The sequence below is a fragment of the Nocardia sp. CA-119907 genome (genome assembly GCF_050955995.1).
In the GTDB taxonomy this organism is placed as follows: domain Bacteria; phylum Actinomycetota; class Actinomycetes; order Mycobacteriales; family Mycobacteriaceae; genus Nocardia.
Window position 1 is genome coordinate 6,311,723 of record NZ_CP192091.1, and the last position, 26,783, is coordinate 6,338,505.

The 26,783-nt window shown below is 66.2% G+C and carries 31 protein-coding genes; 16 read left to right on the forward strand and 15 right to left on the reverse strand.

The window, feature by feature from the left end:
- Window positions 1-190: 190 nt before the first annotated feature.
- Window positions 191-466, reverse strand: a complete 276-nt coding sequence (locus tag ACQP2D_RS27875) for a hypothetical protein (RefSeq protein ID WP_433685784.1) — start codon at window positions 464-466, stop codon at window positions 191-193.
- A 300-nt stretch (window positions 467-766) separates the two neighbouring features.
- Here ACQP2D_RS27875 and ACQP2D_RS27880 point away from each other — a divergent pair, with 300 nt between their 5' ends.
- From ACQP2D_RS27880 to ACQP2D_RS27905, 6 genes are all read left to right on the forward strand, one after another.
- Entirely contained in the window at window positions 767-916 is a 150-nt protein-coding gene (locus tag ACQP2D_RS27880) for a hypothetical protein (RefSeq protein WP_433678882.1), read from the forward strand.
- A 168-nt stretch (window positions 917-1,084) separates the two neighbouring features.
- A complete protein-coding gene (locus ACQP2D_RS27885; protein WP_433678883.1) occupies window positions 1,085-1,933 on the forward strand; it encodes an SAM-dependent methyltransferase in 849 nt (282 codons plus the stop codon).
- A gap of 77 nt (window positions 1,934-2,010) precedes the next feature.
- Complete coding sequence (locus ACQP2D_RS27890; protein WP_433678884.1) at window positions 2,011-2,370, forward strand: hypothetical protein; 360 nt, start codon at window positions 2,011-2,013, stop codon at window positions 2,368-2,370.
- 80 nt (window positions 2,371-2,450) lie between these two features.
- Window positions 2,451-2,906, forward strand: coding sequence for a MarR family winged helix-turn-helix transcriptional regulator (locus ACQP2D_RS27895; protein ID WP_433678885.1), 456 nt, complete (start codon window positions 2,451-2,453; stop codon window positions 2,904-2,906).
- Window positions 2,903-3,325 carry an organic hydroperoxide resistance protein gene (locus ACQP2D_RS27900; protein WP_433678886.1) on the forward strand — a complete coding sequence of 141 codons (423 nt, stop codon included), beginning with the start codon at window positions 2,903-2,905 and terminating at the stop codon, window positions 3,323-3,325. The genes ACQP2D_RS27895 and ACQP2D_RS27900 overlap by 4 nt, the downstream gene beginning before the upstream one ends.
- Before the next feature lie 15 nt (window positions 3,326-3,340).
- On the forward strand, window positions 3,341-4,327 hold the full coding sequence (locus ACQP2D_RS27905; protein ID WP_433678887.1) for a zinc-binding dehydrogenase: 987 nt from the start codon (window positions 3,341-3,343) through the stop codon (window positions 4,325-4,327).
- A 15-nt stretch (window positions 4,328-4,342) separates the two neighbouring features.
- Here the strand turns inward: ACQP2D_RS27905 and ACQP2D_RS27910 are convergent, their stop codons facing one another.
- Window positions 4,343-5,359, reverse strand: a complete 1,017-nt coding sequence (locus tag ACQP2D_RS27910; protein ID WP_433678888.1) for an NADP-dependent oxidoreductase — start codon at window positions 5,357-5,359, stop codon at window positions 4,343-4,345.
- A 156-nt stretch (window positions 5,360-5,515) separates the two neighbouring features.
- Here ACQP2D_RS27910 and ACQP2D_RS27915 point away from each other — a divergent pair, with 156 nt between their 5' ends.
- The gene (locus ACQP2D_RS27915; protein ID WP_433678889.1) at window positions 5,516-6,277 is read left to right on the forward strand and encodes an LGFP repeat-containing protein; all 762 of its coding nucleotides are present in this window, start codon (window positions 5,516-5,518) and stop codon (window positions 6,275-6,277) included.
- Between the two features lie 479 nt (window positions 6,278-6,756).
- Complete coding sequence (locus ACQP2D_RS27920; RefSeq protein ID WP_433678890.1) at window positions 6,757-8,169, forward strand: MDR family MFS transporter; 1,413 nt, start codon at window positions 6,757-6,759, stop codon at window positions 8,167-8,169.
- Between the two features lie 121 nt (window positions 8,170-8,290).
- On the opposite strand, the gene ACQP2D_RS27925 is transcribed toward ACQP2D_RS27920, so the two are convergent.
- Together ACQP2D_RS27925 and ACQP2D_RS27930 are read right to left on the reverse strand one after the other, a co-directional pair.
- Window positions 8,291-9,049: a hypothetical protein gene (locus ACQP2D_RS27925; protein ID WP_433678891.1), complete on the reverse strand. Its 759-nt coding sequence runs from the start codon at window positions 9,047-9,049 to the stop codon at window positions 8,291-8,293.
- Window positions 9,046-9,255, reverse strand: a complete 210-nt coding sequence (locus ACQP2D_RS27930) for a hypothetical protein (protein ID WP_433678892.1) — start codon at window positions 9,253-9,255, stop codon at window positions 9,046-9,048. Before ACQP2D_RS27930 ends, ACQP2D_RS27925 begins: the two co-directional genes overlap by 4 nt.
- Before the next feature lie 178 nt (window positions 9,256-9,433).
- On the opposite strand from ACQP2D_RS27930, the gene ACQP2D_RS27935 reads away from it, so the two are divergent.
- On the forward strand, window positions 9,434-10,099 hold the full coding sequence (locus ACQP2D_RS27935) for an FAD-dependent oxidoreductase (protein WP_433685785.1): 666 nt from the start codon (window positions 9,434-9,436) through the stop codon (window positions 10,097-10,099).
- On the opposite strand, the gene ACQP2D_RS27940 is transcribed toward ACQP2D_RS27935, so the two are convergent.
- The 3 genes from ACQP2D_RS27940 to ACQP2D_RS27950 form a co-directional block, all read right to left on the reverse strand.
- Window positions 10,038-10,691 carry a class I SAM-dependent methyltransferase gene (locus tag ACQP2D_RS27940; RefSeq protein WP_433678893.1) on the reverse strand — a complete coding sequence of 218 codons (654 nt, stop codon included), beginning with the start codon at window positions 10,689-10,691 and terminating at the stop codon, window positions 10,038-10,040. The genes ACQP2D_RS27935 and ACQP2D_RS27940 overlap by 62 nt on opposite strands.
- Window positions 10,692-10,989: 298 nt before the next feature.
- On the reverse strand, window positions 10,990-11,403 hold the full coding sequence (locus ACQP2D_RS27945; protein WP_433678894.1) for a hypothetical protein: 414 nt from the start codon (window positions 11,401-11,403) through the stop codon (window positions 10,990-10,992).
- A gap of 34 nt (window positions 11,404-11,437) precedes the next feature.
- Window positions 11,438-11,950, reverse strand: a complete 513-nt coding sequence (locus ACQP2D_RS27950; RefSeq protein WP_433678895.1) for a DUF2231 domain-containing protein — start codon at window positions 11,948-11,950, stop codon at window positions 11,438-11,440.
- A gap of 126 nt (window positions 11,951-12,076) precedes the next feature.
- On the opposite strand from ACQP2D_RS27950, the gene ACQP2D_RS27955 reads away from it, so the two are divergent.
- Complete coding sequence (locus ACQP2D_RS27955; RefSeq protein ID WP_433678896.1) at window positions 12,077-12,769, forward strand: helix-turn-helix transcriptional regulator; 693 nt, start codon at window positions 12,077-12,079, stop codon at window positions 12,767-12,769.
- 171 nt (window positions 12,770-12,940) lie between these two features.
- Here ACQP2D_RS27955 and ACQP2D_RS27960 read toward each other — a convergent pair whose 3' ends face one another.
- The 3 genes from ACQP2D_RS27960 to ACQP2D_RS27970 all read right to left on the reverse strand — a co-directional run bounded on the left by ACQP2D_RS27960 (window position 12,941) and on the right by ACQP2D_RS27970 (window position 16,404).
- Entirely contained in the window at window positions 12,941-13,963 is a 1,023-nt protein-coding gene (locus ACQP2D_RS27960) for an FAD-dependent oxidoreductase (RefSeq protein ID WP_433678897.1), read from the reverse strand.
- 29 nt (window positions 13,964-13,992) lie between these two features.
- Window positions 13,993-15,423 (reverse strand): amino acid permease, encoded by a 1,431-nt coding sequence (locus ACQP2D_RS27965; RefSeq protein WP_433678898.1) that lies wholly within the window; start codon window positions 15,421-15,423, stop codon window positions 13,993-13,995.
- A gap of 153 nt (window positions 15,424-15,576) precedes the next feature.
- Window positions 15,577-16,404: an NADPH-dependent oxidoreductase gene (locus tag ACQP2D_RS27970; protein WP_433678899.1), complete on the reverse strand. Its 828-nt coding sequence runs from the start codon at window positions 16,402-16,404 to the stop codon at window positions 15,577-15,579.
- 111 nt (window positions 16,405-16,515) lie between these two features.
- On the opposite strand from ACQP2D_RS27970, the gene ACQP2D_RS27975 reads away from it, so the two are divergent.
- Entirely contained in the window at window positions 16,516-17,274 is a 759-nt protein-coding gene (locus ACQP2D_RS27975) for a siderophore-interacting protein (RefSeq protein WP_433678900.1), read from the forward strand.
- Window positions 17,275-17,334: 60 nt separating this feature from the next.
- Here ACQP2D_RS27975 and ACQP2D_RS27980 read toward each other — a convergent pair whose 3' ends face one another.
- The 3 genes from ACQP2D_RS27980 to ACQP2D_RS27990 are packed head-to-tail and all read right to left on the reverse strand — an operon-like array spanning window position 17,335 to window position 20,073.
- Complete coding sequence (locus ACQP2D_RS27980) at window positions 17,335-18,429, reverse strand: ABC transporter substrate-binding protein (RefSeq protein ID WP_433678901.1); 1,095 nt, start codon at window positions 18,427-18,429, stop codon at window positions 17,335-17,337.
- The gene (locus ACQP2D_RS27985; protein ID WP_433678902.1) at window positions 18,390-19,277 is read right to left on the reverse strand and encodes an ABC transporter permease; all 888 of its coding nucleotides are present in this window, start codon (window positions 19,275-19,277) and stop codon (window positions 18,390-18,392) included. The genes ACQP2D_RS27980 and ACQP2D_RS27985 overlap by 40 nt, the downstream gene beginning before the upstream one ends.
- Window positions 19,267-20,073, reverse strand: a complete 807-nt coding sequence (locus tag ACQP2D_RS27990; RefSeq protein WP_354958707.1) for an ABC transporter ATP-binding protein — start codon at window positions 20,071-20,073, stop codon at window positions 19,267-19,269. Before ACQP2D_RS27990 ends, ACQP2D_RS27985 begins: the two co-directional genes overlap by 11 nt.
- A 146-nt stretch (window positions 20,074-20,219) precedes the next feature.
- Between ACQP2D_RS27990 and ACQP2D_RS27995 the strand changes: the two genes are divergently transcribed.
- From ACQP2D_RS27995 to ACQP2D_RS28010, 4 genes are all read left to right on the forward strand, one after another.
- On the forward strand, window positions 20,220-21,977 hold the full coding sequence (locus tag ACQP2D_RS27995; protein WP_433678903.1) for an ATP-binding protein: 1,758 nt from the start codon (window positions 20,220-20,222) through the stop codon (window positions 21,975-21,977).
- Complete coding sequence (locus ACQP2D_RS28000; RefSeq protein ID WP_433678904.1) at window positions 21,959-22,669, forward strand: response regulator; 711 nt, start codon at window positions 21,959-21,961, stop codon at window positions 22,667-22,669. Before ACQP2D_RS27995 ends, ACQP2D_RS28000 begins: the two co-directional genes overlap by 19 nt.
- Window positions 22,670-22,813: 144 nt before the next feature.
- Window positions 22,814-23,299, forward strand: a complete 486-nt coding sequence (locus tag ACQP2D_RS28005; protein WP_433678905.1) for a hypothetical protein — start codon at window positions 22,814-22,816, stop codon at window positions 23,297-23,299.
- 301 nt (window positions 23,300-23,600) lie between these two features.
- On the forward strand, window positions 23,601-24,110 hold the full coding sequence (locus ACQP2D_RS28010) for a nuclear transport factor 2 family protein (RefSeq protein WP_433678906.1): 510 nt from the start codon (window positions 23,601-23,603) through the stop codon (window positions 24,108-24,110).
- Between the two features lie 240 nt (window positions 24,111-24,350).
- Here ACQP2D_RS28010 and ACQP2D_RS28015 read toward each other — a convergent pair whose 3' ends face one another.
- A complete protein-coding gene (locus ACQP2D_RS28015) occupies window positions 24,351-25,322 on the reverse strand; it encodes a zinc-binding dehydrogenase (protein WP_433678907.1) in 972 nt (323 codons plus the stop codon).
- Between the two features lie 82 nt (window positions 25,323-25,404).
- Here ACQP2D_RS28015 and ACQP2D_RS28020 point away from each other — a divergent pair, with 82 nt between their 5' ends.
- Entirely contained in the window at window positions 25,405-26,064 is a 660-nt protein-coding gene (locus ACQP2D_RS28020) for a TetR/AcrR family transcriptional regulator (RefSeq protein WP_433678908.1), read from the forward strand.
- A 76-nt stretch (window positions 26,065-26,140) separates the two neighbouring features.
- Here the strand turns inward: ACQP2D_RS28020 and ACQP2D_RS28025 are convergent, their stop codons facing one another.
- The gene (locus ACQP2D_RS28025; protein WP_433678909.1) at window positions 26,141-26,710 is read right to left on the reverse strand and encodes a hypothetical protein; all 570 of its coding nucleotides are present in this window, start codon (window positions 26,708-26,710) and stop codon (window positions 26,141-26,143) included.
- Window positions 26,711-26,783 lie beyond the last annotated feature (73 nt).

Here is a 26,783-nt window from a genome sequence, read left to right on the forward strand (position 1 = left end):
CGTCCGGCGGTCGAATGCTTCGTAGGCGTCGATCATCGAAAGCGGTTCGGCGTGCTGGGTGATGAACCGTGTCGGGTCGATGTCGCGGCGCGAAAGCCGCAGGGAGCCCGGTCGATTTCGCCCAGAAACACCGGCGCCCGCACACGCGGAGTGTGCGGGCGCCTGGTTCGCGCAGACTGCTGCGATATTGCTACAACACCGCGTTCATGATCGTGCCCGCACTGGTCGCGACCGCACCACCGGCCATCGCGCTGGCGATCATCTTCGGCGACTGAAGCCCGCCACCGGACCATTTCTCCCAGGCGAACCGACCGCCGCCGTAGGTAATCGCGGTGACTCCGGAGAGCTGAATCAGCCAGGTGAAGTACCGACCCATTTGCGTCAGCTTGTCCGCCATCGGCGGCGCCTCCGGCGTCGGATTACTGACCTCGGCTAGCACGGTGTCGTGTAGCGCGGCGAGAATCATGCTCACTTTCATGCTCCTTGTCGCATGCCGGTGCTGCAGCGGATGTTCGGAACAGCTATCGCGATAGATCGCCATGACACGTTGAGCTCATCGATTCAACCTCACCAAGATCATCTGGCGAGAGCGACACACCGGTCGGTACATGACCCAACTCACACTGCCCGGCCCGTGCCGGTGAGCGTTCCCGGCCCTACGATCTTGGTGAGGGGGTCGCTGATTGCAGGGGATCGATAGCGAATCGGCGCGGCGCGGCGCCACCCACCGTCCTTGCCGACATCACCCGGAAATCGGGGAGCGCACATGACTTTCCTGCTACCACTGCTCGTTCTACTGCTGGTCATCCCGGTCGCGGTGATCGCGGCCGTCTACACGACCGTCATCGCGACCTATTGGGTCGAGATCCGGCACAGCGCCCGACACAATCCGCCCGATCTGCCCGCGGTGCACTAGCCCATCCCCGCCCCCGAATCGTTCCCCTAATGCCGCCCGAATCACGGCGGGCCGGATGTCCTCCGGGCCTATCCTGAGCGAGCAAATTCGCAGTAGTGGGCCGTCGACCGTGGGCGGCTCGGCGGTTGCGGGCACCCGACGGCCCGCCCGCCACAGGAGGGAATCGCCATGCCGAACAGCTGGACCGAGACCGCGACCGGACTACCGACCAAGATCGACACCAGCGTGGCTCATGAAGCGCGTGTCTACGACTATTGGCTCGGTGGAAAGGACAATTATCCGGCCGACCGCGCACTCGGCGACGCGATAGCGACCCATGTTCCGGCCATCCGCAGCATGGCCCGCGCCAACCGGGCCTTCCTCGGCCGCGCGGTGCGCTACCTGCTCGACGCGGGCATCACCCAATTCCTCGATATCGGCACCGGCATCCCCACCGCGGGCAATACCCACGAGATCGCCCAGGGCGTCGATCCCACCGCGCGCGTCGTCTACGTGGACAACGATCCGATCGTCCTGGCCCACGCCAGGGCGCTCATGTCGAGCACCCGCGAGGGCGAAACCGCCTTCATCCACGCGGATCTGCACGATCCGGCCTCGATCCTGCGCGATCCGGCGCTCACCGCGACCCTGGATCCGGATCGCCCCGTCGCGATCATGTTGGTCGCGATCATGATGTATTTCCGCGACAGCGACAATCCGCACGCGATCGTCGAGAAGCTGCTCGATGCGGTCCCCGCCGGAAGCTACCTGGTGATCACCCATCCCACCGCCGACTTCGACGACCGCGCCATGGCCAGGGTGGTTGCCTCGGCCGAATCGGCCGGAATCACCTTCCACCCGCGGAGCCGCACCGAGACCGAAAGTCTTTTCGCCGGAACCGAATTGGTCGAACCGGGCGTCGTTCCCGTGGTCACCTGGCATCCGGAACTGGTCGGCGAGCTGTCGGGTGGCCTTCGAGCCGTCCAGGCCGACCCTGCATCTGCGTGGTACTGGGCGGGTGTCGGCCGCAAACCATGACCACCGCGTCCGGGCGCGGCACCGATTGACGTTTGGGTCGGCACCGGTCGGCAATTCCACCGGTGAGGTGATCGATCATGGTCAACGATCTGGAGAAGCGATGGACGGCGGACAACCGAACCTTCCGCCGGGTGGCGATCTATGTGGCGACAGTCCTCGCGGTGGCCGCGGTCGTCTTCGTGGTCACCGCGATCTGGGCGGCCCAGCGCGCGGCCTGCGCGAATGCGGAGATGATGCTCTGTGATGCGCCCGCGAAGACCGCGATAGTGGCCGGGCCGACCGTGGTGCTGATCCTCGGTGGCATCGGGGCGTTCGTGCAGACCTACCGGGAGTGGCGGCGCGGCGGGAGCTGGCCGATCTGGCAGGGTGCGGGCTGGTTCCTGTTCACCATGATGATCGTCTACCTGGGCATCGGCGGCGGCAGCGTCGCGGGATAGCCGCCAACGCACGGCTGTAGTGACATGAACCACACCCCAATTGGTTGTGCGCAATATAATTGCCCGCTACCGTAATGAACATGACCGATCACCTCACTCTCGACGAGCAGCTGTGCTTCCGGCTGTATGCCGCGTCGCGGGCGATGACGGCGGTCTATCGCCCGAAGCTCGAACGCCTAGGGCTGACCTACCCGCAGTACCTCGTCATGTTGGCGCTGTGGGAACGCGACGGTCGCAGCGTCGGCGACCTGTGCGAGGCACTCCTACTCGATTCCGGCACCCTGTCCCCGCTGCTCAAGCGGCTGGAGACGGCGGGGTTGGTCGAGCGACGCCGGGCAGCGGCCGATGAACGTCGCGTCGATGTCCAACTCACCGAGCACGGCCGCCGACTGCGGTCCGAAGCACGGTGTCTGCCAATGGAAATGGGCGAGGCCAGCGGCCTGTCCCCCGACGATTTCATCGCATTGCGCGAAACCCTTCGGCGACTTACCGATTCGCTGATGCTGCACCCCCGATCGAAAGAGAGTCAGACATGACCGTCCTGTACACCGCCGAAGCCCTCGCGACCGGCGACGGACGCAACGGCCACGCCCGCACCTCCGACGGCAAGCTCGACTTCGCCCTCGACATCCCCAAGGAAATGGGTGGCAGCGGCGTGGGCACCAACCCGGAGCAGCTCTTCGCGGCGGGCTACGCGGCCTGCTTCCACAGCGCGCTGCGCCTGGTCGGCAAGCGCGAAGGCGCGAATGTCGACGATTCCGCGGTCGGCGCGAAGGTCGGCATCGGCCCGAACGAAGCGGGCGGGTTCGAGCTGACCGTCACCCTCGAGGTTTCGCTGCCGCACCTGTCCCCCGCCGAGGCGCAGACCATCGCCGACAAGGCGCACCAGGTGTGCCCGTACTCCAACGCGACCCGCGGCAATATCGACGTCCAGGTCACCCTCGCTGACGACTGACGAAAGGAATCCATCATGCGTGCCGTAGTCATCGAAAGTTTCGGCGAACCGAAGGATGTGCTCACCATCGCGCAGCGGCCGACGCCCGAACCGGGCGCGGGTCAGGTGCGGATCGAGCTCATTCTGGCGCCCATTCACAACCATGATCTCGCGACCATCCGCGGCATATACGGCTATAAACCGGAGTTGCCCGCGATTCCGGGCACCGAGGCCGTCGGCCGGATCGACGCGGTGGGCGCGGATGTGACCGGGCTGGAAGTCGGTCAGCGCGTGAGCGTTTCCGGCATCCACCAGGTGTGGGCCGAGTACTTCCTGGCCAAGGCGACGCAGGTGGTTCCGCTGCCCGACAGCATCTCCGATCAGACGGCGGCGCAGCTGCTGGCAATGCCGCTCAGCTCCTTGATGCTGCTGGAGGATCTGCGGGTGGCGCCCGGCGACTGGATCGCGATCAATGCCGCCAATGGTGCGGTCGGACGCCTGGTGAATGTGCTTGCGCGGCAACGCGGTATCAATGTGCTCAACCTGGTCCGCGGTTCGGCGTCGGAAAAGGCCTTGCGTGAGTTGGGCTTCGAGCCGGTCTTCGATACCGAATCCGAGGGCTGGCTCGACCGGGCCATCGCGTCGACGGCGGGCGCGCCGGTCGTGCGCGCCGTGGACCAGGTCGGCGGCCGGGCCGCCGATGCGCTGCTCTCGCTGCTCGGATCCGGTGGTGAGCTGATCTCGTTCGGCGCGCTCTCCGGTCAGCCACTCTCCATCAATCCGGGTCCGCTGATCTTCAAACAGGCTGTCATCAAGGGCTTTTGGGGTACCAAGCGGGGCGAGCAGACCAGCAGCGAGGAGATGCGGCGGCTGATCGGCGAGTTGGTGGGCATGGCGGCAACGGGTGCGTTGCGACTCGACATCGAGGCCACCTACTCGCTGGAAGCCGCGGCCGATGCCGCGGCCGCGAGCGAAACGCCGGGGCGGTCGGCAAAGATCGCGCTGTCGCCGCAGCCGGTCTGATCCGGCCCGGGTCCGCTACCCGACCCGCACGACGAGCTTGCCGAAATTGCGGCCCTCGAGCATGCCGATGAACGCCTCCGGCGCATGCTCGAGGCCTTCGACAATGTCCTCGCGGTAGCGGACCCGGCCCTCGGCGATCCAACCCGACATCTCCCGCAAGAAGTCGTTGTACATCTCGCGGACGAATTCGCTCTGGATGAATCCGCGCACGGTCAGGCTCTTGGTCAGAATGCGACCGAAGAAACCGGGCAGGCGATCGGGCCCCGCGGGGGCTCCGGTCGCATTGTAATTCGCGATGAGTCCGCAAACCGGAACGCGCGCATAGGTATTCAGCAATGGATACACCGCATCCGCCACCGCACCGCCGACATTTTCGAAATAGATATCGATGCCGTCGGGGACAGCCGCGCGCAATTGGTCCGCGAAATCCGATGCGCGGTGGTCGATTGCGACATCGAAGCCCAATTCTTCACGCACATAGGCGCATTTCTCCGGCCCACCCGCGATGCCGACCGCCCGCGCGCCCTTGATGCGGGCGATCTGGCCGACCGCGGAACCGACCGGACCGCTGGCCGCGGCCACCACCAGGGTCTCCCCCGCCTTCGGCTGCCCGATCTTCAACAGTCCGGAATAGGCCGTGAAGCCGGGCATGCCGAGCACACCGAGCGCGGTCGATATAGGCGCATTGTCCGGATCCAGCTTGCGCACGCCCGACGCGGGCGCGACCTGATGCGACTGCCAGCCCGAATAGGCCAGCACCACATCGCCTTTCGCCAGCGACGGATCACGGGATTCGAGCACCTCGGCGACCGTGCCACCGACCATCACATCCCCGATCTCGACCGACGCCGCATACGATTCCGCAGCGCTCATCCGCCCTCGCATATACGGATCCAGCGACAAATACAGCGTGCGCAGCAGCACCTCTCCCGCGCCGGGCTCCGGCAACCCCACGGTCTCGATCCGGAAATTCGCCGGAGTCGGAGCGCCCTCCGGCCGCGATGCCAGCACAATTCTCGTCGACTCGGCCATATGCCTTACCCTAGCGCTGGCCCCTCTCCGAAAGCACGGAATAGCTAGGTTGGCTAACGGATATTGCTCGGCCGCCGATACAGCTGTCGACAACCTGACGACAGACCGCGGCATCACCGAAGTTCGTGTTCGACTACGACCTGCTCAGGAGTTCCTTTGGCACGGCAATTTCGCATCCACAGACCCGCCGGATCGCATGCGCGGGCGGCATTGACATCGACCACCGCCGCGCTGGCCTTGGCGCTGAGCGTCGGTCTCGGCACCGCGACCGCGCGGCCCGTCGGCCCGTTCGACGTCGGCGGCGCCATCGAGGTCGAATACGACCAGGTGGGCGGTCCCGGATCGCTCGGCGATCCGACCGCCCCCGAGCTCGATGCCGCCAATGGCGGTCGATATCAGACGTTCGAGCGCAATGCCTCGATCTACTGGCATCCCGATACCGGCGCCAATGAGGTCGCTGGCGCGATCCGCGATAAATGGCGGGACCTCGGCTGGGAAACCGGGGTGCTGCGCTACCCGGTCACCCGGCAACAATCCACGCCCACGGGATCCGGTACCTACAGCGTTTTCCAGGGCGGATCCATCTATTGGTCCCTCGGCACCGCCGCACACCAGATCGGCGGCGCGATCCGCGATAAGTGGGGGGCCTACGGCTGGGAGAGCGGCGCGCTCGGGTTCCCGCTCACCGATGAGGCGGCCACCCAGAAGAACAATGGGCGCTACAACCTGTTCCCCGGTGGCGCGATCTACTGGTCCGCGCGTACCGGAGCGCATGTCGTCTGGGGCGCCATCCGCGACCTGTGGGTCTCCAATGGCGGGGAAGCCGGACGCTACGGTCTCCCGACGGGCGAAGAATACGACTACGAAGGCGGCAAGGCGCAGGACTTCCAGGGCGGTCGGATCACCTGGGAACCTTAGGACCTGGGACAATGCGGTGTGGCGCGCACATTGCGCCACACCGCATTTCATCGACTCGGACGGATCCGGTCAGAATTTCGCTCGTAGCACAGGCTCACGAAGCGCGTCGACGGTCCCGACCCCCGGGCACCCTGGAAATGCCTGGTCACGAGACGATCGCCGATAGTGCACTACTGCGCCAGCCGATGTCCGCGAACTCCGAACCGGATGGAGGGCGCGGCGTCGAAGGCTCGTGAGCAGACGCGACCATACGAACGGCCCGATTCGGTAGTGCCCCTGCACCATTTGGCTTCGGCTACGCCCGCACCCCGCGGTGACATCACCACGAACGGCCATCCCGCCACTCTGGCAGCAGCGGGTTCGCCCCGCCCGCACGGCCGCCCGACCGAGCACAGCCGAAATATTTCCGTGCGGGAATAGCTGGGGCCGGGATACGTTGCTTCGGAGTGGTTAGTGAAGCGAACGAGAGGGGTCCGTCGGTGGCAACCGAGGCAGTGGAATCGGCTATCGGTTTGCGATCGGATCGGGGCGCCATTCTTGGTTCGCTGATGCTGGCGACGGGGCTGGTCGCGCTGGATTCCACGATCATCGCCACGGCGGTGCTGACCATCACCGACAATCTCGGCGGCTTCTCGCAATTCCCCTGGCTGTTCTCGATTTATCTACTGACGCAAGCGGTTACGGTTCCGGTGTACGGCAAGATTGCCGATACCGTCGGACGTAAGCCGGTGATCCTGTTCGGGATCGCGGTCTTCGCGCTCGGTTCACTGCTGTGTGGTGTGGCGACGAGCATGTTGGGGCTCATCATCTTCCGCGCCGTGCAGGGTATCGGCGCGGGCGCCATCATGCCGATGACCATGACCATCGCGGGCGATCTGTACACGTTGACCGAGCGGGCCAGGGTGCAGGGCTATCTGGCCAGTGTGTGGGCGATTTCGGCGGTGGTCGGGCCGCTGCTGGGCGGGGTGTTCGCCGAGTACCTCAGCTGGCGGTGGATCTTCCTGATCAATATCCCGCTGGCCGCGCTGGCCGGTTGGATGCTGGTGCGCAGCTTCGACGAAACCACGTCACGGCGCGAACAACGCATCGACTATCTCGGTGCGGCACTGCTGACCGTCGGCGCGGGGGCGCTGATACTCGGCTTGCTCGAGGGCGGGCAGGCGTGGGCGTGGGCATCGCCGACCAGTATCGCCATCTTCGGCGGCGGCGCGCTCGTGCTGATGCTGTTCGCGCTGGTAGAGCGACGTGCCGCGAATCCGATTCTGCCGCTGTGGGTATTCACACGGCGGGTCATTATCGCCAGCAGTCTGGTCTCGGTGCTCGTCGGTGCGATTCTGCTCGGATTGACCTCGTATGTACCGACTTTCACCCAGGGTGTACTCGGCACCGGGGCACTGATCGCCGGTCTGACCGTCGGCGCGCTCACCCTCGGGTGGCCGCTGGCCGCCTCGCAGGCCGGGAAGGTGTACCTGCGTGTCGGATTTCGCGCGACCGCGCTGATCGGCAGCACGCTCGCCACCTTCGGCGCCGCGACCACGCTGCTGATCGATGAGAATTCCACGCTGATCCAGATCGCCGCATCCTGTTTCGTGATCGGCAGCGGCATGGGCCTGGTCGCCACGCCCACGCTGATCGCGGCGCAGACCACGGCGGAGTGGTCCGAGCGCGGCGTGGTCACCTCGGCGAATATGTTCGCCCGGTCATTGGGCAGTGCGGTCGGTGTCGCGGTATTCGGCGCGATCGTGAACTCGCGCGTCGGCGACACCGACCATCCGGCTCCGGCACTGCTGTCCTCGGCGGTGCATCTGGTCTTCCTCGCGGTCGCCGCGATGGCCCTGGTCATGGTGATCGCGTCCGCGACGATGCCGCGCCGGGGCGCGAATACCGCTTAGCCCAGGCATGCACCCACAAGTCGCGGGCGAGGCCCGGCGCAGATTCCATCGCCTTGCCCTTCGTCGAGGGCGCGGCTACCCGCCCGACATCCGGGCGCGCAAATGGTCGGCATCATGGCCGTTACGAGGTAGAACGGCTTTCGGCGATTTCGGCCAGTGCGCGCTCGCGCTGATCGGCGGGCAGTTCTTCGGCGGCAGCGCGGACGGCTTCGACCGACGTGTCGGAGAGAACCCGCAGCGTGCTGCGGAATTCCGACCATAGATCATGGTCGGCGGCGGCCCGTAGCATTTCGGTCAGTTTCTCCCGAGAAGTCACGTTGGCGACGCGTTCGAGGTGCGCGACGTCGTCGACGAGAAAGGCCGCGCGGACCAATGCGTTGCCGTCGAGGGCCGCCTCGGTGGCCCGGACCGCCGCATCCGAGATCGAGGCCATGAGATCGCCGAGGGTGATCCAATCCTCGCGTGCGGCAAGCTCTTTGCCGACCGCGACAACGGTCGCCTTGGGTAGGCTACCGATAATGGCCGCCGAATGGCGTGGATCGAGCTGTGCGGAGACATCGGCGAGGAAGTCGACCGGCAGACGCTTGGCGACGTCGACGGCGTGCGCGGGATCGAGCACGACCGACATCCGGGCCGCGAGCAGCGCTCCGCGGCTGCGTGCCACCATCTTCGCGGTGATCGGGGTCGGAATCACCTTGGATGCCTGGGCCACCCGATGCAATCCGTCCTCCTGCCCCTCGACGTACAGATCGGTGACCTGGTGGCGGAATTCGCGGAGGTCCTGATCGGGCACCTCGGCGAGATCGGCGAGTTGTTCGACCGGAACACCCAGTGTCCGTGCGAGTTTCAGCAATTGCGCGGAAGGCCTCGGATCCGTCACAGTCCGGCCGCCTTCTTCACCACGCCGCGCAGCAAGCGCGGCAGGACGTCCAGCATTCCGCGGGCCCCGTCCCTGAGTTCACCGGCTTGGCGCCAGCGCGCGTCCTCGATCGCCTGGGCGAGTTCGGCCTGGACCTGCGGGTCGAGGGCAGCGATACCCGGAGGTAGGTCACCGGGTATCAGTTCCGCAAGCGTCTGCTCTGTCATCGTTACCTCCGTAGGGGTATCGCATTCGCGGTCATGATCACAGTGGGACGATTCGCGCCGCAATGCAAGAAGCCAGTCGTCGGGGCGTCGCGTTCGGGGGCATCGACGGCGGGGTTTGCCGGTCATAACGTCGGATCACACGACCGAGTCGTCGGTCACGGTGGATCGGGTGATCGCCATGGGTCTCGAACGCACGGTCGATGTCGCGGTGATCGGCGCTGGCCTGGCCGGGTTGGCGGCGGCCAGGCAGTTGCATCGAGATCGCCTCGAGGTGGTGGTGGTCGAGGCGCGTGACCGGGTCGGTGGCCGCACGCTGAACCATCCGATCGGCGATGGCAAGATCGTCGAGGTCGGTGGGCAGTGGGTCGGTCCCGGACAGGACCGGGTGCTGGCGCTTATCGACGAATTGGGGCTGCCGACCCGTCATTGTGGCGATGAGTCCGGCACTGGCGGGTCGGCTCGTCTACTCCCCCGCACTGCCCGCCGACCGCGACCAGCTCACCCAGCGCATGCCGAACGGTTCGGTCATCAAGACGATGGCCGTCTACGCCACCGCCCCGACGCGGCCACGCCCATTGACTACATCGAGAAGGACTGGTCCGCCGACGAGTGGACCCGCGGCTGCTACGGAGCCTTCACCCCACCCAACACCTGGACCGAATACGGCCCGGCCCTGCGTGCGCCGGTCGGCCGAATCCATTGGGCCGGAGCCGAAACCGCGACGATCTGGATGGGTTATATGGACGGAGCCATCCGTTCGGGCGAACGCGCCGCCGCCGAGATCACCGCTCTGCTCGGCGAAACTCGGCGCGCCACCGTTGCGTCTGCGGGTCGAACTCGATAGCCGCTGCCCGAAGTCCATCGGCGCCAAAGGAATCGATCTCCGACGGCGTGAGCGGCCACGGCGGCCCGCTCACTTCCTCACCCTCCGACCGGAATCCGGAGATTACGATCAGCTGTCCACCCGGTGCCACGGTCCGCCGGATATTGGCAATCGCGGTGTCACGCACCGACACCGGCATCGACTGCACCGTAATTGCCTCGACCACCAGATCGAACGCACCCTGCCAGACCGCAGGCGGATCCAGCAGATCGGCCACGGCATAGGTCACCGGCGAGTCCGGAAACCTTTGGCGCACTTCGCCGATCGCGGTCGGCGAGATATCGAAGGCGGTCGTCGCGAATCCGAGCCGCGCAATGTACTCCGCATCCTGGCCGTACCCGCAGCCGATCACCAATGCCCGTCCGGCACCGTCCAATTCGCGCCGCTCGGCCCACTCCACCAATATCGGATTCGGCTGATCCCGATCCCACGGCACAATGGCGACCCCGCTGGCCGCTTCCGCATAGAGCCGCTCGAACCAACCTGTCGGGTCGTCCTCAGCGAGCGATTCCGCGGCCAGCCTGCTGGCATCCGCATCTCGATTCAAGGCCATCAGCCCAGTCTCGCACGGACTCTCGACCCGACTGGACAGAGCTTCCGCGCAATCGGTCGGCACGGTGTTGTCTGCCCAGTCGCTCCGGTCGATGTCACTACATGGGCATGTTCGGGAACACCATGTTCCACAGGTTCCGCACCATGTCCATGATCTGCATCAGCATCGGTGACATCATCACTTCCATCACCTCCTGACCAAATGCTGGTCATTCCTTACCCCCGCCGGACGCGGGGCCGTGCCCGGTTCGGCGGTGCTCGTGGCTGCGAGGTGAGGTTCGACATCAGCCTGGTACGGACTAGCTCCCGACGCCGAGCGCGGTCAGGAACACCAGCACAACGGTGACCACAGCGAACACACCGTGCCCGCCGACGACCGCGACGGGAAAGTGCCGTTCGGCCGGGGGATCCGGTGCCATGCTGGTGCGGGCGCGGTAGACCGGAAGCCATCGTGCCAGCATGGTGAATCCGAGCAGGGCGACCGGCACCAGTAGCGCGAATGCGATCCAGGCCAGCGCGGTGGAGTCGACGACCAGATACACGATCCAGACGACGAGCCCGGCGACGGCGAGCAGGAAATGACCGAACACCACCGGTGCCGGCAAGTGCGTGGTGCTCGGTTGCCGGGCTCCGCCTTTGGCGATCCACGTGCCGAGCAGGACGAACCCGCCGACGGCGGTCAATAACCAGGTGATCAGTGCCGCGATGCCCATCATGCGCTCCTCAGAAGTACGGATCGAAGGATGTTCAGTGCCGGAATCCGGCGGCCTGGGTGGTTTCGTCGGCCACGCGGACGCCGTAGTGGTAGGCCAGCTTTCCGCCGAGATAGCCGGAGACCGCCAGCACGGCCACACTCACCACCGACAGCGCCAATGGCCCGGCCGACACTGGGCCGTGGTGGTCGTCGATGGCTCGCCGCCACAGGAAACCGGCGGCGAAGGCAGCGGTTACGGCCAAATTCAGGCTCATGTGGACCAGACCGGTGCGGAAAGCGGGGGTGCCGGTCGGGATCCCCAGCAGGTCCAGGAAGCCGACCGACGCGGCGGCCAACGCGCCCAGTACGCCGATGGCGATCAGCCACTGCGCGCCCTCGGCCAGGAACGCCGGGTCCTCGACCACATGGGAGGCGAGGTCGAATACCAGGCTCGCGATCCACGCCCCGATCGGGACAGTTACCAGGATCGGGTGGAACGGGTGCCCGTACGGCCCGGCCAGCACCGCGCTCACCGGCCGCTTGGCCTGTTGTCGCTCGCTGCTCATCGCGCCCTCCGCACGGTCTAATAATGCCAAAAATTATTGGCGTAATTATCGCAGAGGTCAACCCTGCGCAGGTGAACGACACGTATGTGTGTTTTCACCTGTTCTGATAGACGTTATTGTGGTCGAGTGACCAACGAAGCGGCGATCGGTGCCGTCGCGGTTCTCGATGACGAGCTACGGCGCGGGATGTACTGGTTCATCCGGCGCGCGCGTCAGCCCGTCACCCGTGACGAGGCCGCCGCCGAGGTGGGGATCTCCCGCAAGCTGGCCGCGTTCCATCTGGACAAGCTGGTCGACGCCGGACTGCTGCGTGCTCGGTATGAGGCGCCCAGCGGCATTCGCCGCGTCGGGCGCACCCCGAAGGTGTACGAGCCCACCGATGCCGATATCCGGGTGAGCATTCCCGAACGCCGGTACGAGGTGCTGGCCGAGATCCTGATGGGCGCTGTGCTGGGCGAGCGCGACGGCGAAACCGCGCGCGAGGCGGCGGTGCGCGTCGCACAGCAGCGCGGCGAGGAACTCGGTGGCGCCGAGCGGGAACGGGTCAGGCCCGGTCGACTGGGCGCCGAGCGCGCTTTGACCCTGGTGCTGGGCATGCTCGCCGAGCACGGCTTCGAACCCAGTCGCGAAGCGTCGACCTGCGTGCGGTTGCGCAACTGTCCTTTCCATCCGTTGGCGAGCGCGGCGCCCGATCTGGTGTGCGGTCTCAACCACGCCTTCTGCTCCGGCATACTCACCGGTCTCGGCGCCGACAGCGTGCAAGCGGTACTCGCACCACAGGTCGGGGAATGCTGCGTCGAGGTGCGCGCGACAACCTGAGCCACACCGGCGATTCGCAGTCGCGACCAGCCGCCGTGCATGCTGCTGACGCGCAGCTGCCGGAATCCGCCGGGGCGCAGCTGGAGTGCTGGAGTCGCCACTGCACGGACTCACAGAAACCAGCCCTGAAACGCGAAGTCAGTTCGTCAACAGGCAATCTCGCATGCGGATTCAGAAACGTCCGCGCCGGAAGGCTTCGGCGACTTCCGCGCGCTCGGTGAGAATGTCGCGGCGGCGAGTGGTCATGGCCTCCGCTATCGATGTCCCCGCGACGAGTGCGCGATAGAGGGCTGTGGCGTCTTCGATGGCATCCCGGGCACCGACACCCGCGGCGGGTGTGATGGCGTGATCGGCGTCGCCACACAGGATTACGTCGTCGCGGGGCGGGCGGGGATCGGTGAGCGGCACATCGCGCGCGTTCGTGACGTGCACAGTGTCGGTGACCGCCAGCAACGCGTCGATCAGCCCGGGAATGCCCGGCAGCGCCGCGTGGATCTGGTCGGACCACGCATCGACGGGGTGAAAGCCGATGTCCGCCACCGGAATCGGCGGACGCCGGATTCGAGCGAACCACACCGCCGTCTCATCGTTCCACTGATGTCCGAAGGCGTCGGTCGGCCGCGCATTGCCGGCGCGGTGGAAGTGCAATACCGACGGTTCGGTGGGCAGGGTGATAGCGGTGGTGGTGACGCCGTAGATGACCACCTGCCCCGCATAGACCGCCGGTCGATCGGGTTCGAGGCGGGCACGGACGAGCGAATCGACACCGTCGGCGGCGATCACCGGCCCGTCCGGTGTCACCGATTCGCCTGCGACCCACAGCGTTCCACTCGCGCTATCCAGGTCGGTCAGTGGCCGGTCGTAATGGAACCGCGCCGCCGTGCCGTGGGCGAAGTCGGTGAGCACCCGCATCAGATCCGGTCGGAAGTAGAGCCGCCGACCGTCGCCGGGCAGCGCGCGATACCCGCCGACACCGTGCACACCGAGCGCGCGCACCTCCTGCGAGGCGGCGGATAGCTCCTCGACGTCGACACCTAGCTCGCCCATCGCCGCGTGCGCCCGGCTGTCGAGAGTCAGGAACGCACCGGCACCGACCGCGGATCGTCTTTCGTACACGGTGACCGGAAGTCCCTCGCGCGCAAGGGCTCCGGCCAGTATCGTACCTGCGATACCGCCGCCGATGATGGTGACCATGCGCCTCCTCAGCCGCTCTCCGGCGGGTGCTAGGCCACAGGTGCGGTGATATCCCGTCCTTTGCCCAGTGTGGTCATCAGCACGAAGCCGCCGCAGACCAGCACACCCCAGACCACACCGACAATAATCGCGGTGCGCCCACCCTCGGTCCAAAACAACAGGACGACAACCAATCCCAGGAAAGCCAGCGCCAGCCACGTGGTGATCGGCGCGCCGGGCAGGCGGTAATCGCTGGCGGGCAGTTCGCCGCGGCCGACCTTGGCGCGATAGATCAAGTGGCACACCAGGATCACGCCCCAGACGAAGATGATGCCGATGGTGGAGACCGAGGTGATGTAGTTGAACGCCTTGTCCGGCGAGATCACATTGACGATCACGCCGATGACCATCGCGGCCGCCGAGGCGGTAATGCCGACATACGGCACGGCACGCGAACTGAGCTTGTTGAGCCGCGCGGGCGCCTCCCCGTGTAGCGACAGGGTGCGCAGCATCCGTCCGGTGGAGTAGATACCCGAATTGCACGAGGACAGCGCGGCGGTGAGCAGTACGAAGTTGATGATGCCCGCGGCGCCCGGAATGCCGATCTGCTGGAACACCTCCACGAACGGGCTCTTGCCCGCGTGGAAGTTGCGCCAGCTGGCGACCGACATGATCACCACGAGGGCGCCGACGTAGAACAGGCCGATACGGAACGGCAGCGTATTGATCGCCTTGCGCAGGGTCTTGCGCGGCTCCCGCGCCTCCCCCGCCGTCACGCCGACCAGTTCGACACCGACATAGGCGAACAGCACGATCTGCAGCACCAGCAGCGATTGTCCGAACCCGTTCGGGAATACACCGCCGTCGGCCCACAGATTGGTGACCGTCGGGTTAGTGGCATGGCCGAAGCCGATCGTCAACACCCCGATGCCGATCAGGATCATCGCGACGATCGCAGTGACCTTGATGGCGGAGAACCAGAACTCGCCCTCACCGAACAGTCGCACCGAGATCAGGTTGGCGCCGAACATCAGCGCAAGCACCACCAGCGCGGTGATCCACGGTTCGATATCGAACCAGTACTGCACATACTTCCCGGCGACGGTGATCTCGGCCATGCAGGTGGCCACCCACACCGCCCAGTAGGACCAGCCGGTGACGAATCCCGCGAAACGTCCGAGGAATTCGTGCGCGTACTCGGCGAAACTGCCCGAGACCGGCCGGTAGCTCAGCAACTCCCCCAGTGCCCGCATGATCACGAAAATGGCCAGGCCCGCCACCAGGTAGGCCAGGATCAGCGCGGGCCCGGCCTGTTCGATCGCCCCGCCCGCACCGTAGAACAGGCCGGTGCCGATGGCACCGCCGATCGCGATCATCTGGATGGTCCGTGGGCTCAGCCCCCGGGAGTAACCCTCCTCGCCGGATCCGGCGGAGTCGGTGGGCGCCGCATCAGCTCGTAGCTGACGGTCCGAGGCTGTCATCTATGGTGCAGTCCTTCCCGGTGGTGCTCGAGATCGATCAACCCGCCACGGTACCGGCCGCCACACCGGCCCCGCGCGCACCCCGAAATCTGCCGCGCACGGCGTTCGCATCCATGGCGATACCGTGCGGCGGCCGGCCTATCGAATCGAGCTTCAGTGCAGGTGGAAGCCGTGATTCGCCAGTGATTCGCGAAGGCGGTGGCGGCCGTTGAGGCTGGCGGCGGAGGCCAGTCGGGCCAGCACGCGTTCGGTCCAGGAATGCGACAGCTCTTGTTCGGCGTAGAAGGCGGCGATTCGAGTTTCGTAGGCGGCGACGTGGGCGCGCTGGGTCGGCAGATCGTAGGTTTCCCGGTGCAGGACCGCCGGTTGCGGCAGGCGCGGTTTGATGCGCGCGTCCTCGGTCGGATCGGGATGCCCGACAACAAGGCCGAAGACGGCGAAGACCTGCTCGGGCAGTTTCAGTTCCGCGGCGACCTCTTCCGGTTTGTTGCGGATGGCGCCGATGTAGACGGTACCGAGGCCGAGGGATTCCGCGGCGACGACGGCGTTCTGCGCGGCCAGGGCGGCGTCGATGAAACCGACATAGCTCGATTCCAGGTAGTCGGCGCCGGCCAGCGGCGCCTCGTGATCGTCGGCGAGTTGGCGGAGCCTGGCGAAGTCGGCGGTCCACACCAGCAGTACCGGGGCCTGTTCGATATGCGCCTGCCCACCGGCCAGTGCGGCCAGGCGTGCCTTGCGCGCCGGATCGCGCACCGCGATAACGCTCCATACCTGCAGATTGGAGGAGGTCGGCGCGGATTGGGCGGCCGAGATCAGCAGGCGCAGGGTGTCGTCGGAGACGTCGTCGGCGAGGTAGCGGCGCACCGAGCGGTGCTCGTGCAGGACCTGCAGCACCGGATTCCATTGCGCAGGCTCGGTCGGATTCGGATCCCGATACCGCTGCTGGATGGTGTGGACGGCGCTCGGCACGGTCTGGGTCATGCCGGTAATCCTGTGATATCCACGGCTCGCGCGTCTGCGGTAACCCTCAGCGTGAGCCGAACCGGGTACGGTTGGTAAGGCAAGCCTAATTTGCGATTAGTGGAGGTTACCTTGGCACGACCCCGCACCACCCTGACGGTGCAGCGCACGGAGCGACTGACACCGCATCTGATCCGGGTGTATTTCGGCGGACCGGGATTCGCGGCCTTCCGGCCGAGCGAATTCACCGATTCGTATGTGAAGTTCATATTCCCGCGCGAGGGGATCGACGTGCTGCGTACCTACACCGTGCGCTCGGTCGATGCGGCCGCTGGCGAACTGACCGTGGACTTCGTCTACCACGGCGATGAGGGCATTGCCGGACCGTGGGCCGCTTCGGTGCAACCGGGCGCGACCATCGATTGCTTCGGCCCCGGCGGTGCCTATGCGCCGCGTGCCGATGCTGACTGGCATCTGCTGGCGGGCGACGAGGCGGCGCTGCCCGCCATCGCGACCGCATTGGAGAGCATGCGCCCGGATACGGTCGGGCAGGCGTTCGTCGAGGTGGCCGGGCCCGAGGACGAGCTGAAGCTCGACAAGCCGCCCGGCGTCGAGTTGACCTGGTTACATCGCGGCGAGCGGGAGCCCGGTGCGGTGCTGGCCGAGGTCGTAAAGGCCGCGCCGTGGCGCGACGGACAGGTGCAGGTCTTCATCCACGGCGAGGCCAGCGCAGTCATGCAGAATCTGCGCCGCTATATCCGGCGCGATCGCGGCGTATCGGCGGAGTGGGCGGCCTCGATCTCCGGCTACTGGCGGCGTGGCCGGACCGAGGAGGGCTTCCGCGAGTGGAAGGCCGAGTTCAAGGCCCGCGAAACCGCGGATACCCCATAACGACCGAAATCCCATGGCCGATCGGATGTTCGCCGATCGCCATGGGATTCCGTGGTGTCGCTACTGCTGATTCGCGCGTAGCGCCTCCTCCACGAACTTCGTCGTGTAGGTCTTCGACAGATCGATGCGGTCCTTGACCGGCCGCACATTCTTCGAGTACTCGCCGAGTACGTTCAGCACATTCTGAGCGCCTTCGGGTTTCATCAACCCGGTGCCATTGAACATGCCGATCGAATCGCGGATGGACTGGACGTAGAGGTCCTTGCCCCCGCTCGCGTACTGCGGCGGCATCTTATCGGCGATCTCCTGCGGCGAGTGCGTCTTGATCCACCGCAGCGTCTGCACGAACGCGGTCGCGATCTTCTGCACGATATCCGGATGCGCGTTAACGGTGTCGCACCGCATGTACAGCGACGACGCCGGGTACAGCCCGCCCAATGCGGCGCGCGTGCCCTCCTCGGTGCGCATATCGACCAGGATCTTCGCCTCCCCGGAGTTCACCATGGTGGCGACCGTCGGGTCGGTGGTCATCCCGGCATCGATGCCGTTGTGGTTCATGCCCGCGATAAAGGTCTGGCCCGCACCGACTTTCACGCGCGTGTAGTCGGCGGTGGACATCCCCTCCTGCCCGGTGAGCGCCTGGGTGAGGAAGTCCGTCGAGGAACCCAGCGATGTCACGCCCAAGTTCTTCCCGCGCAGATCCGCCACCGACTTGATGCTGTCGGAATCCGCCTTGGAGACCAGCTCGGCCTCGCCGGGCACATCGGCGAACTGGACCACCGAGGTCAGGCACTGCTCCTTGGCCTGCAGGTCGATGGTGTGGTCGTAGAACCCGACCACAGCCTGCACATCGCCGGTCAGCAGCGCGGTTTCGGCACTGGCGCCGGACTGTTCGCCGAGCAGTTTGACGTCGATATCGTTCTGCTCGAAGAAGCCGAGGCGCTGGGTCAGCATGGCGGGCAGGTAGATCACCTTCTCCAGACCACCGACCATAATGGTGATCTGGGGCCGCCCGTTCGCCATCGGAATGGTCCGCGAATCCCGGCAACCGGTCGCCAGCAGCAGCGCCGCGATGACCCCGACGATGACCGCCAGATGTTTGACGTAGCGCATGATCAGATCCCGTGATTCGAGGTCGCCTGCGATGGACGCCATTTCAGCAATCGGCCCTCCGCGACACCGATCGCCCATTCGGCGAGCAGCGCGATAACGGTGATGATGATCATGCCCGCGTAGATGCCCGCCGAATCGAAGGTGCCCTGGGCATTGCTGATGAGCAGACCCAAACCCTTACTGGCACCGGCATATTCACCGACCACCGCACCGATCAGCGCGAAGCCGAAGGCGGTGTGCAGGCTGGACAGGATCCAGGTGGTCGCACTGGGCAGCACGATCGAGCTCAGCACCTGACGCTTGCTCGCGCCGAGTATGCGGGCGTTATTGATGACATTGCCGTCGACCTCGCGCGCACCGGTGAAGGCATTGAAGAATACCGCGAAGAACACCAGCACGACGACCGTCGCGACCTTCGAGCTGAGCCCGAGACCGAACCAGATGATGAACAGCGACGCCAGCACGATGCGCGGAACGGCATTGAGCGCCTTGATGAACGGCGCGAGCACCTCGGCCCAGTACCTGCTGCGGCCGAGCAGCGTGCCGAGCACGACACCGGCCACCGCGCCGATGACGAAGCCGAGCACCGCTTCCTGCACGGTGGTGTACATCTGCAGCCAGATCGAGCCGAATTGTGTTCCCTCGGTGAACCATTCGACCAGGCGGTCCCAGATCAGCGAGGGCTTGGAGTAGAAGAACGGGTCGATCCACACCGTCGCGGTCAGCTCCCAGGCACCCAGCCACAGCGCGACCAGTGCGGCCCGCAGGCCCCAGGTGCGCAGCCGGTTGCGCCGGGCCTTGGTCCGCACGCGCGCGAGAATCTGCTCCTCGGATTCGATTTCGACCTCGGGCGCGGACTTCGCCACGTCGTCGAGCACATCATGCGACACGGGAGGCTCCCTTGCCTCGGGCTGCCTCGACCTGATCGCGCAGCGTTTCCCAGATTTCCTTGTAGATGTCCCGGAATTCGTTGGTGAGCCGGACCTCCTCGACATTGCGCGGACGTTCCAGCGAGACCGGGAAGTTGCCGCAGACCGTGGCCGGGCTCGCGGTCATGACGATGACCCGGTCAGCGAGCACGATCGCCTCCTCCAGATCGTGGGTCACGAAGATGACAGCCGCGCCGGTACCCGCCCAGACGCGCAGCAGTTCGTCCTGCATCAGCTGCCTGGTCTGCACGTCCAGCGCGCTGAACGGCTCATCCATGAGCAGGATCTCCGGATCGTTGACCAGCGTCTGCGCCAGCGCGACGCGCTTGCGCATGCCGCCGGAGAGCTGATGCGGGTAGTAGCTCTCGAAACCGGCGAGACCGACCTTGCGCACCCAACCCCGGGCCTGCTCCCGTGATTCGGCCTTGGACTTGCCGCGCAGGCGCGGGCCGAGGGCGACGTTATCGATCACGCTCTTCCACGGCAGCACCGCGTCCTGCTGGAACATGTAGCCGATGCCGTCCGGAATGCCGTGGACATCCTTGCCGCGCACCAGCGTCCGCCCGGCCGAGGCCGGTTCCAGCCCGGAGACCAGCGATAGCGTCGTCGACTTTCCGCAACCGGTCGGGCCGACCACGGCGACGAATTCGCCTGGCTGGACCGCGAGGTCGAGGTTGCGCACGGCGGTGTGAATGCCGCCGCCCGTACCGGGGAAGCGCTTCGTCGCGCTCCGCAGCTCGATGAGTGGTTCGGTCATTGTTCTTGCTCCTAGCGGATCAGGTAGAGCGAATCTACGTGGGCCGGGTCACAGTCCGAGGGTTGTGCGCACAAGAGGGGCAAAGCGCCGATTCGAAGGTTGTGCGCATTCTGCTCACCGGTATCCGAGTGGTTTATGCTGCGGAAATGGCCAGAGCAGGCACCGGGCGGCCGGAGGGAACGCAGCGCGCGAAGCAGCGCCGCGCGGATGCCGGAGCCGAGCGCCAGCGACGCGCGGGCAGGCCCTTCCGGTTGCGCACCCAGGTGCTGCTGCTCCAGATCGTGATCGTCACGCTGACCCTCGGCGTCGCGTTCGCGATCTTCGGCTATGTCAGCGATCGGCGGCTCAATGATCAGTACGGGCAGCGTGCGCTGGCCATCGCGCGGACCATCGCGGCCGATCCGGTGGTGCGCGCGGAGGTTGCCCGATACGCACCCGGCACGGTGACGCCCGAGCAGCACGATCAGCTCGCCGCCGGGCCGTTGGAGCGGATCGCGATCGATACGACGGAGCGGACGGGCGCGCTGTTCGTGGTGATCACCGATGATGCCGGAATCCGGCTCGCACATCCGGACCAGGCACGGCTGACCGAGCATGTGAGCACCGATCCGTCGGAGGCACTCGCGGGCCGGGAGGCGATCAGCGAGGAACGCGGCACCCTCGGCCCCTCGGTCCGCGCGAAAGTTCCTGTCGTGCGGCCCGATTCGAATCTCATTGTCGGCGCGGTGAGTGTCGGCATCTCCACCACCGCGATTCGCGGGCAATTGCTCGCTGATCTGCGCACCGCCGCGTTCCTGATCGCCGCGGCGCTGGTGGTCGGCATCGCCGGGTCGGCGCTGCTGGCCCGACGCTGGGGCGGGTTGACACTCGGGCTCGAACCCGCCGAACTGGCCGGGCTCGTCCAAGGACAGGCGGCGGTATTGCACGGCATCGGCCGTGGTGTGCTCGCCGTCGATTCCGCCTGGCGCACAACGTTTGTCAATGACGAGGCGCGGCGGCTGCTCGGAATCAGTGCGGATATCGGCAGGCCGGTCGACGAGATCGGTTTGACGCCACGGGTGCTGGAGGTCTTCCGCGCGCTCGACGAGCAACCGACGCCAGCCACCATCGGCTCGCATATCGTGGTCGTCGCGGCCCGCCCGGTCACCCGTGAAGGCCGCGATCTCGGCGCTGTGCTCACCGTGCGCGATCGCACCGATGTCGAGGCGCTGACCCGCCAGCTCGACGCGGTGCAGTCGATGAGTACCGTGCTGCGCGCCCAGCGTCACGAGTTCTCCAATAAGATGCACCTGCTCAGCGGGCTGCTGCACGGCGGACGCACCGAGGAGGCGTCGCACGTCATCGATGAGCTGATCGGTGCCGGACCGCTCGGCGCGGCGACACCCGGTATCGATGCGATCCACGATGCGTATCTGCAGGCATTCCTCGCGGCGAAGGCGGCGCATTCGCGGGAGAGCGGCGTCGAACTCGTACTCGGCCCCAACACCTGGGTGGACGGCAATCTCGCCGAACCCGTCGATGTCACCACGGTGCTCGGCAATCTGCTGGACAATGCCATCGAGGCCGCGCGGGTCGCCGACAATCCCATCAAACAGGTGGAAGTCGAACTGGTGCAGGAGGATTCGACGCTGCACATCGCGGTCGCGGACAGCGGCGACGGTGTCGCACCGGAGCTGATCGACACGCTGTTCACCGAGGGCACCTCGACCCGCGAGGACCACGGTGTGCCCGGCGGGCGCGGTGTCGGTCTCGCGCTGATCCGCCAGATCGCTCGCGCGCACGGCGGCGATGTGCGCCTTGCCAGTGCGCGCGGCGGATCGCCGCCGCTGACCGGCGCCGAATTCATCGCCCGAATCCCCGGAGTACTGGTAGACAGCGAGATGCCATGGCCGCAACAGATCTGACCGTACTGGTGGTCGACGACGACTTCCGGGTGGCCAACCTGCACGCCGGAATCGTCGAATCCATCGCGGGTTTCACGGTCGGAGGCACCGCCAATACACTCGCCGCCGCACGAGAAATCAACGCCGCCACCGCGATCGACTTGGCGCTGGTCGATGTCTACCTGCCCGACGGTTCCGGTGTCGACTTCGTGCGCGAACTGCACTGCGATGCGATGATGCTGTCCGCGGCCACCGAAAGCAGCACTGTCCGAGCGGCATTCGCTGCTGGCGCGCTCGCCTACCTCGTCAAACCCTTTCCACATACGATGCTCGCCGCCCGCCTGGCCGGATACGCGCGCTACCGTCGCACGCTGGCCGCACCGCAGGTCGATAACGCGGGCATCGAGGCCGCCCTGCAGGCACTGCGCCCGACCTCGGCACCCACCGCCGCCGCCGCTGCCGCCATCGCGTCGCCGACCAAAGACCTTGTCCTGAACACCATCCTCGAAGCGACGGCGCCCCTCTCGGCCGCCGAGGTGGCCACCGCCATCGGCATTTCGCGCGCCACCGCCCAGCGCTATCTGGCCACCCTCGTCGCCGCGGGCAGCGTCCAGATGCGCCTGCGCTACGGCACCACCGGCCGCCCGGAACAGGAGTACTCCGCCGCGTCGCGCCGACAACCTGCCGATCCCGGCCGAAATCGGACGCGCTAGCATTAGGTCTGCCTAACCTTAATCTGGTAGGCGACGGGTGTGAGTAAGGGATCGACAAATGCGGGGCCGTGAGTTCAGGCAGCGCCGATGACGGCTGTAGCAGGTGTACGCGGTCAGACTCGGCGCGGTTCGGCGGTCCGGACAATGGCAACCTGTGTCGCGCTCGGCACGGCGATCTGGTTGTCGACCCAATTGCATTGCGCGCCAGCACTGCACCACGCGGCATTGCTCATCCATCTCGCATCGCTGGTCCTCGGATTCGGCGCGGTGCTCGCCGTGGACTACTTCGCGATCGCCTGGGTGCTGCGGCGCACGTCGCTGCGCGAGATGCTCACCGTCGCCGATCGCCTGCAACTGCCGATCTGGCTCGGCGTCATCGGCCTGGTCGCCAGCGGCGTCCTGCTGGAACCGAATATCGCCAACCACACCACGCAAACCAAAATGGCCCTGGTCGTTGTCCTGACACTGAACGGCCTCCAGGCATCCGCCTTCACCGACCGCATCGCGGCCCTAGGCGGCGTCCTCGACCGTGCTCTCATCACCCGAGGCGCACTCACCCTGCTGATCTCCCAGGCCTGCTGGTGGGGCGCACTCTGGATCGGCTTCTGGAACACCACCAACCGCGCATAGATACCTCCGCCCGCTCCGGGCTGTGATGGGCGACCGCACACCCCTTTCGCCACGATCACACAACCGAGCTGTTGCCGAATCGGCGCGCGTTCGGGTCCTGGTGCTCCTATAGACCGTCAAGCCCAGGTTGCGCATGGCCGTACAGCGCAGTAGCTGCATGCTCCCGGCAGCACCGCTTCAATGCACCCTCATGGCTCCGATGTGCGAGCATTCGCCTGTCCCACCAAGGACAAATCTGCGGCGAACAGTAATACCCCGGAGGTAATCGACAAGGTAGGTCAGTGTGGTCAGGATGGCAGCCATGAGTGATTTCGCGACCAGCACTACCCGCACTGTTGTCGAGGAGTTGCTGCGCCGAATCGGCGTGGGCGATCCCGACGCCACCGCAGCGATGTACGCCCCGGTCAGCGACTGGAAACTGAACTGGCCGGACAACGAGCACGGTCGCCCCTCGACCCCGTGGATTCAGTACCGCTCCACACGCGCCGACGCCGCCGAGCACTATCGCGAGATCGCCCGCCACCACATCCCCGAACATGTCGACACCGTGATCGAACGCATCTTGATCGATGGCCCAGATGCGGTGGTTCTAGGCGAAATTCGCCAAACTGCCCGCAGCACCGGTCGCGCCTATCGTTCCCGTTTCGCCCTGCACCTCACTGTCGAAAACGGTCTCATCATCCGACACCATGTCTACGAGGACAGCCTCGCCGTGACACAGGCCTTCGACGGCCACGCGATCGAGCACCATCACGATGGCGTCGATGCCCCGTTGGTGGATCAGGTCCCTTCGCTGACCTCGAAGCCCTGAGAGCTGCAGCGGGACTGCCGGTTTCGAGGTTCGCTCGGCTGGCCAACATTCCCGAACGCACCTATCGGCGGCGGCTGGCTCGGCTCCGCGACGGCGATCCGCAGCATGGTCCGTGGTCGTCGCCGAAGGTGGAACGGTTCGAGCCGATCGCGGCGAAGTACGCCCAGGAGTTGCGGGCATGGGGCATCGCAAGATTGCCGCGTCGATGCGCACCGACGGCCACGAGGCTTGCGGTGTCGTCTATCGCGCCGATGGTACGAGCACGATTCTGCCGAACACCTCGCCGGCTTCCATTTTCTGGTGCGCCACAACAGCCTGATCCAGGGAAAGCACCTCGTGCACAACTGCTTCCAGCTCGCCACGACCTGCGGCAGCGAACAGTTCGGCGGTCGCGGCCCATCGCTCGGGTGCGGGCACGGTGTCGGCACTGAAGGTCGCGAACGACAGCGACTTCCGGAACGCCGCGACCATCTCCATACCGAAGTCCGCCGGTGGCGTGCCTGCCATCGCGCCGACGGCCACCATGCGACCGTTCGGCTCGAGCCTGGCGAAGAACGAAGGCAGATCCGCACCGGCGACGATGTCGAGGATGAGGTCGTAGCCCGCGGGAGCGTCCTGTGCACCTCGGCCGAGCCGGTCGAGCACGTGGGTCGCACCCAGCTTGCGCAGACGAGCGCCACGCTCGGCCGACGAGGTGGTGACCGCCACCGCGCCGGCGCCGCCGCGAGCCGCGAGCTGGACCGCCATGACCCCGATACCACCGGCCGCACCGCGCACCAGCACCGACTCACCGCGAGCGAAATGGGCATGGCGCAGGGCGAAGTGGGCCACAATTGCCGAGCTGCCGAGCGTCACTGCGTCGACGGTCGACAGGTCGGCCGGGAGAGGGACGAGCGTCTCGGCCGATGCGGTGGCCTGTTCGGCATAGCCGCCGCTCTCACCGGTGAGCGCCCATACGCGTCGGCCGACCCAGCCGGCGTCGACGCCGTCGCCGACCTCGGTCACGGTCCCCGCGACCTCGCTGCCGAGGACGCGACCGGGTATGGCGCCGTACGTGGCCAGCGCGCCGCTTCGCATCAGGGCGTCGAGACCGCCGACGCCGATCGCCTCGGTCCTGATCGACACCTGCCCGACGGCCGGATGCGGGTCGGGGAGGTCGACCACAGCGAGCACCTCGGGACCTCCGAACGCTGGGACCATCACTGCTTTCACCGGTTTCTCCATGTTCTTCTCGACTGGAACCAACCAGCGGACCGTAACGGACGGGGCCGTCCGTTTAGCTAAAGTGAGAGAGGTGACTGCTCATTTGCCTCAGGCACAGCGTTCGGACGCGCGTGACAATCGCGAACGCATCCTCGAGGCGGCCCGCACGGTATTTGTCAGCGCCGGCCTGGATGTACCGCTGCGGGAGATCGCCCGGCGTGCCGGGGTCGGGCCCGCGACCCTCTACCGCCATTTCCCGACCAAGGAGATGCTGGTCGCCGAGGCGTTCACCGATCAGATGCTGGCCTGCCGGTCCATCGTGGACGAGGGGCTCGCCGACCCGGATCCCTGGCACGGCTTCTGCCTCGCGATCGAGAAGCTCTGCGAGCTGCAAGCACATGACCACGGCTTCACCGCGGCCTTCATGTCCGCCTACCCGCACGCGCTGGATTTCGCTGCGATCCGCACGTCCTCGCTGACCGGTGCCGCCGAATTGATCCGCCGCGCCAAGGACACCGGGCGCCTGCGCCCCGACATAGTGCTGGACGACCTCATCCTCATGATCATGGCCAACAACGGCATCCACGCGAGCACACCGGCAGCACGCATCGCGGCCTCCCGACGCTTCGCCGCCCTCATGATCCAAGCGTTCCAGGCTTCCCCCGCGTCCTCACCACTGCCGCCGGTACCACGATTGATGCCCGCGGTCTCGGTACCCCGACACAAAACCAACAGACCAGACCCAGGGTGACCACGAGGCACCTCACCGCCATGTCATCGGCTACTTAGCGCGCGTTCAAGGGGACGCGGCTGAACAGAGTTCAGCCCTATGGAGTCGCTCGGCTTCGTAGCGGTTCGAGGACCGACTCCGGCGTCCAGACGGTGGCCCGGGCGAGAGCCGCCGAATCCGACGGACCGACGCCCATGTCCCTACGGGCTTCGGCGATGAACTCACGGCGCAGTCGATGCGCCTCCGCTGTCGCCAACTCCCAGTCGTCGGTGTCAGTGAGCTTGCCGCGGGCGAACCACTCCAGAACCCAGGAACATTGATTGAGCTGGTGGCCGACGTCAGTCGCCCGTGAACCTCCCAGCAGCAGTACCGCTTGCCATCGCAGACTGCGTTCGGCCTCCGCTTCGACGAGCAGTGGCATGCCTTGGTCGGCCGAAAGTGGCTCGACGTCGACAGAGAGATTGCGGGATACCGCAATTCGACGGGCGAGCACATGCATGCGGATAATGCAGTTCGAGTACTCCACGTACGCCGCCAGCCTGCGCTCATCCCACCGCACCGCATGGCTGCGAGACCACTTGGCTCGTTCGTTGGCGTAGGTCGCGATGAATGCCAGGGCCCCACCGACAGCCACCCCCGCAAGCGTTGCCAGTACTTGACTGAGCATGGCTGAATCTTAGTGCAGTACAGCAGAATTCGTAGTCAAATGTCGCACTCGACGCAGGTCGAACCAACTCTGA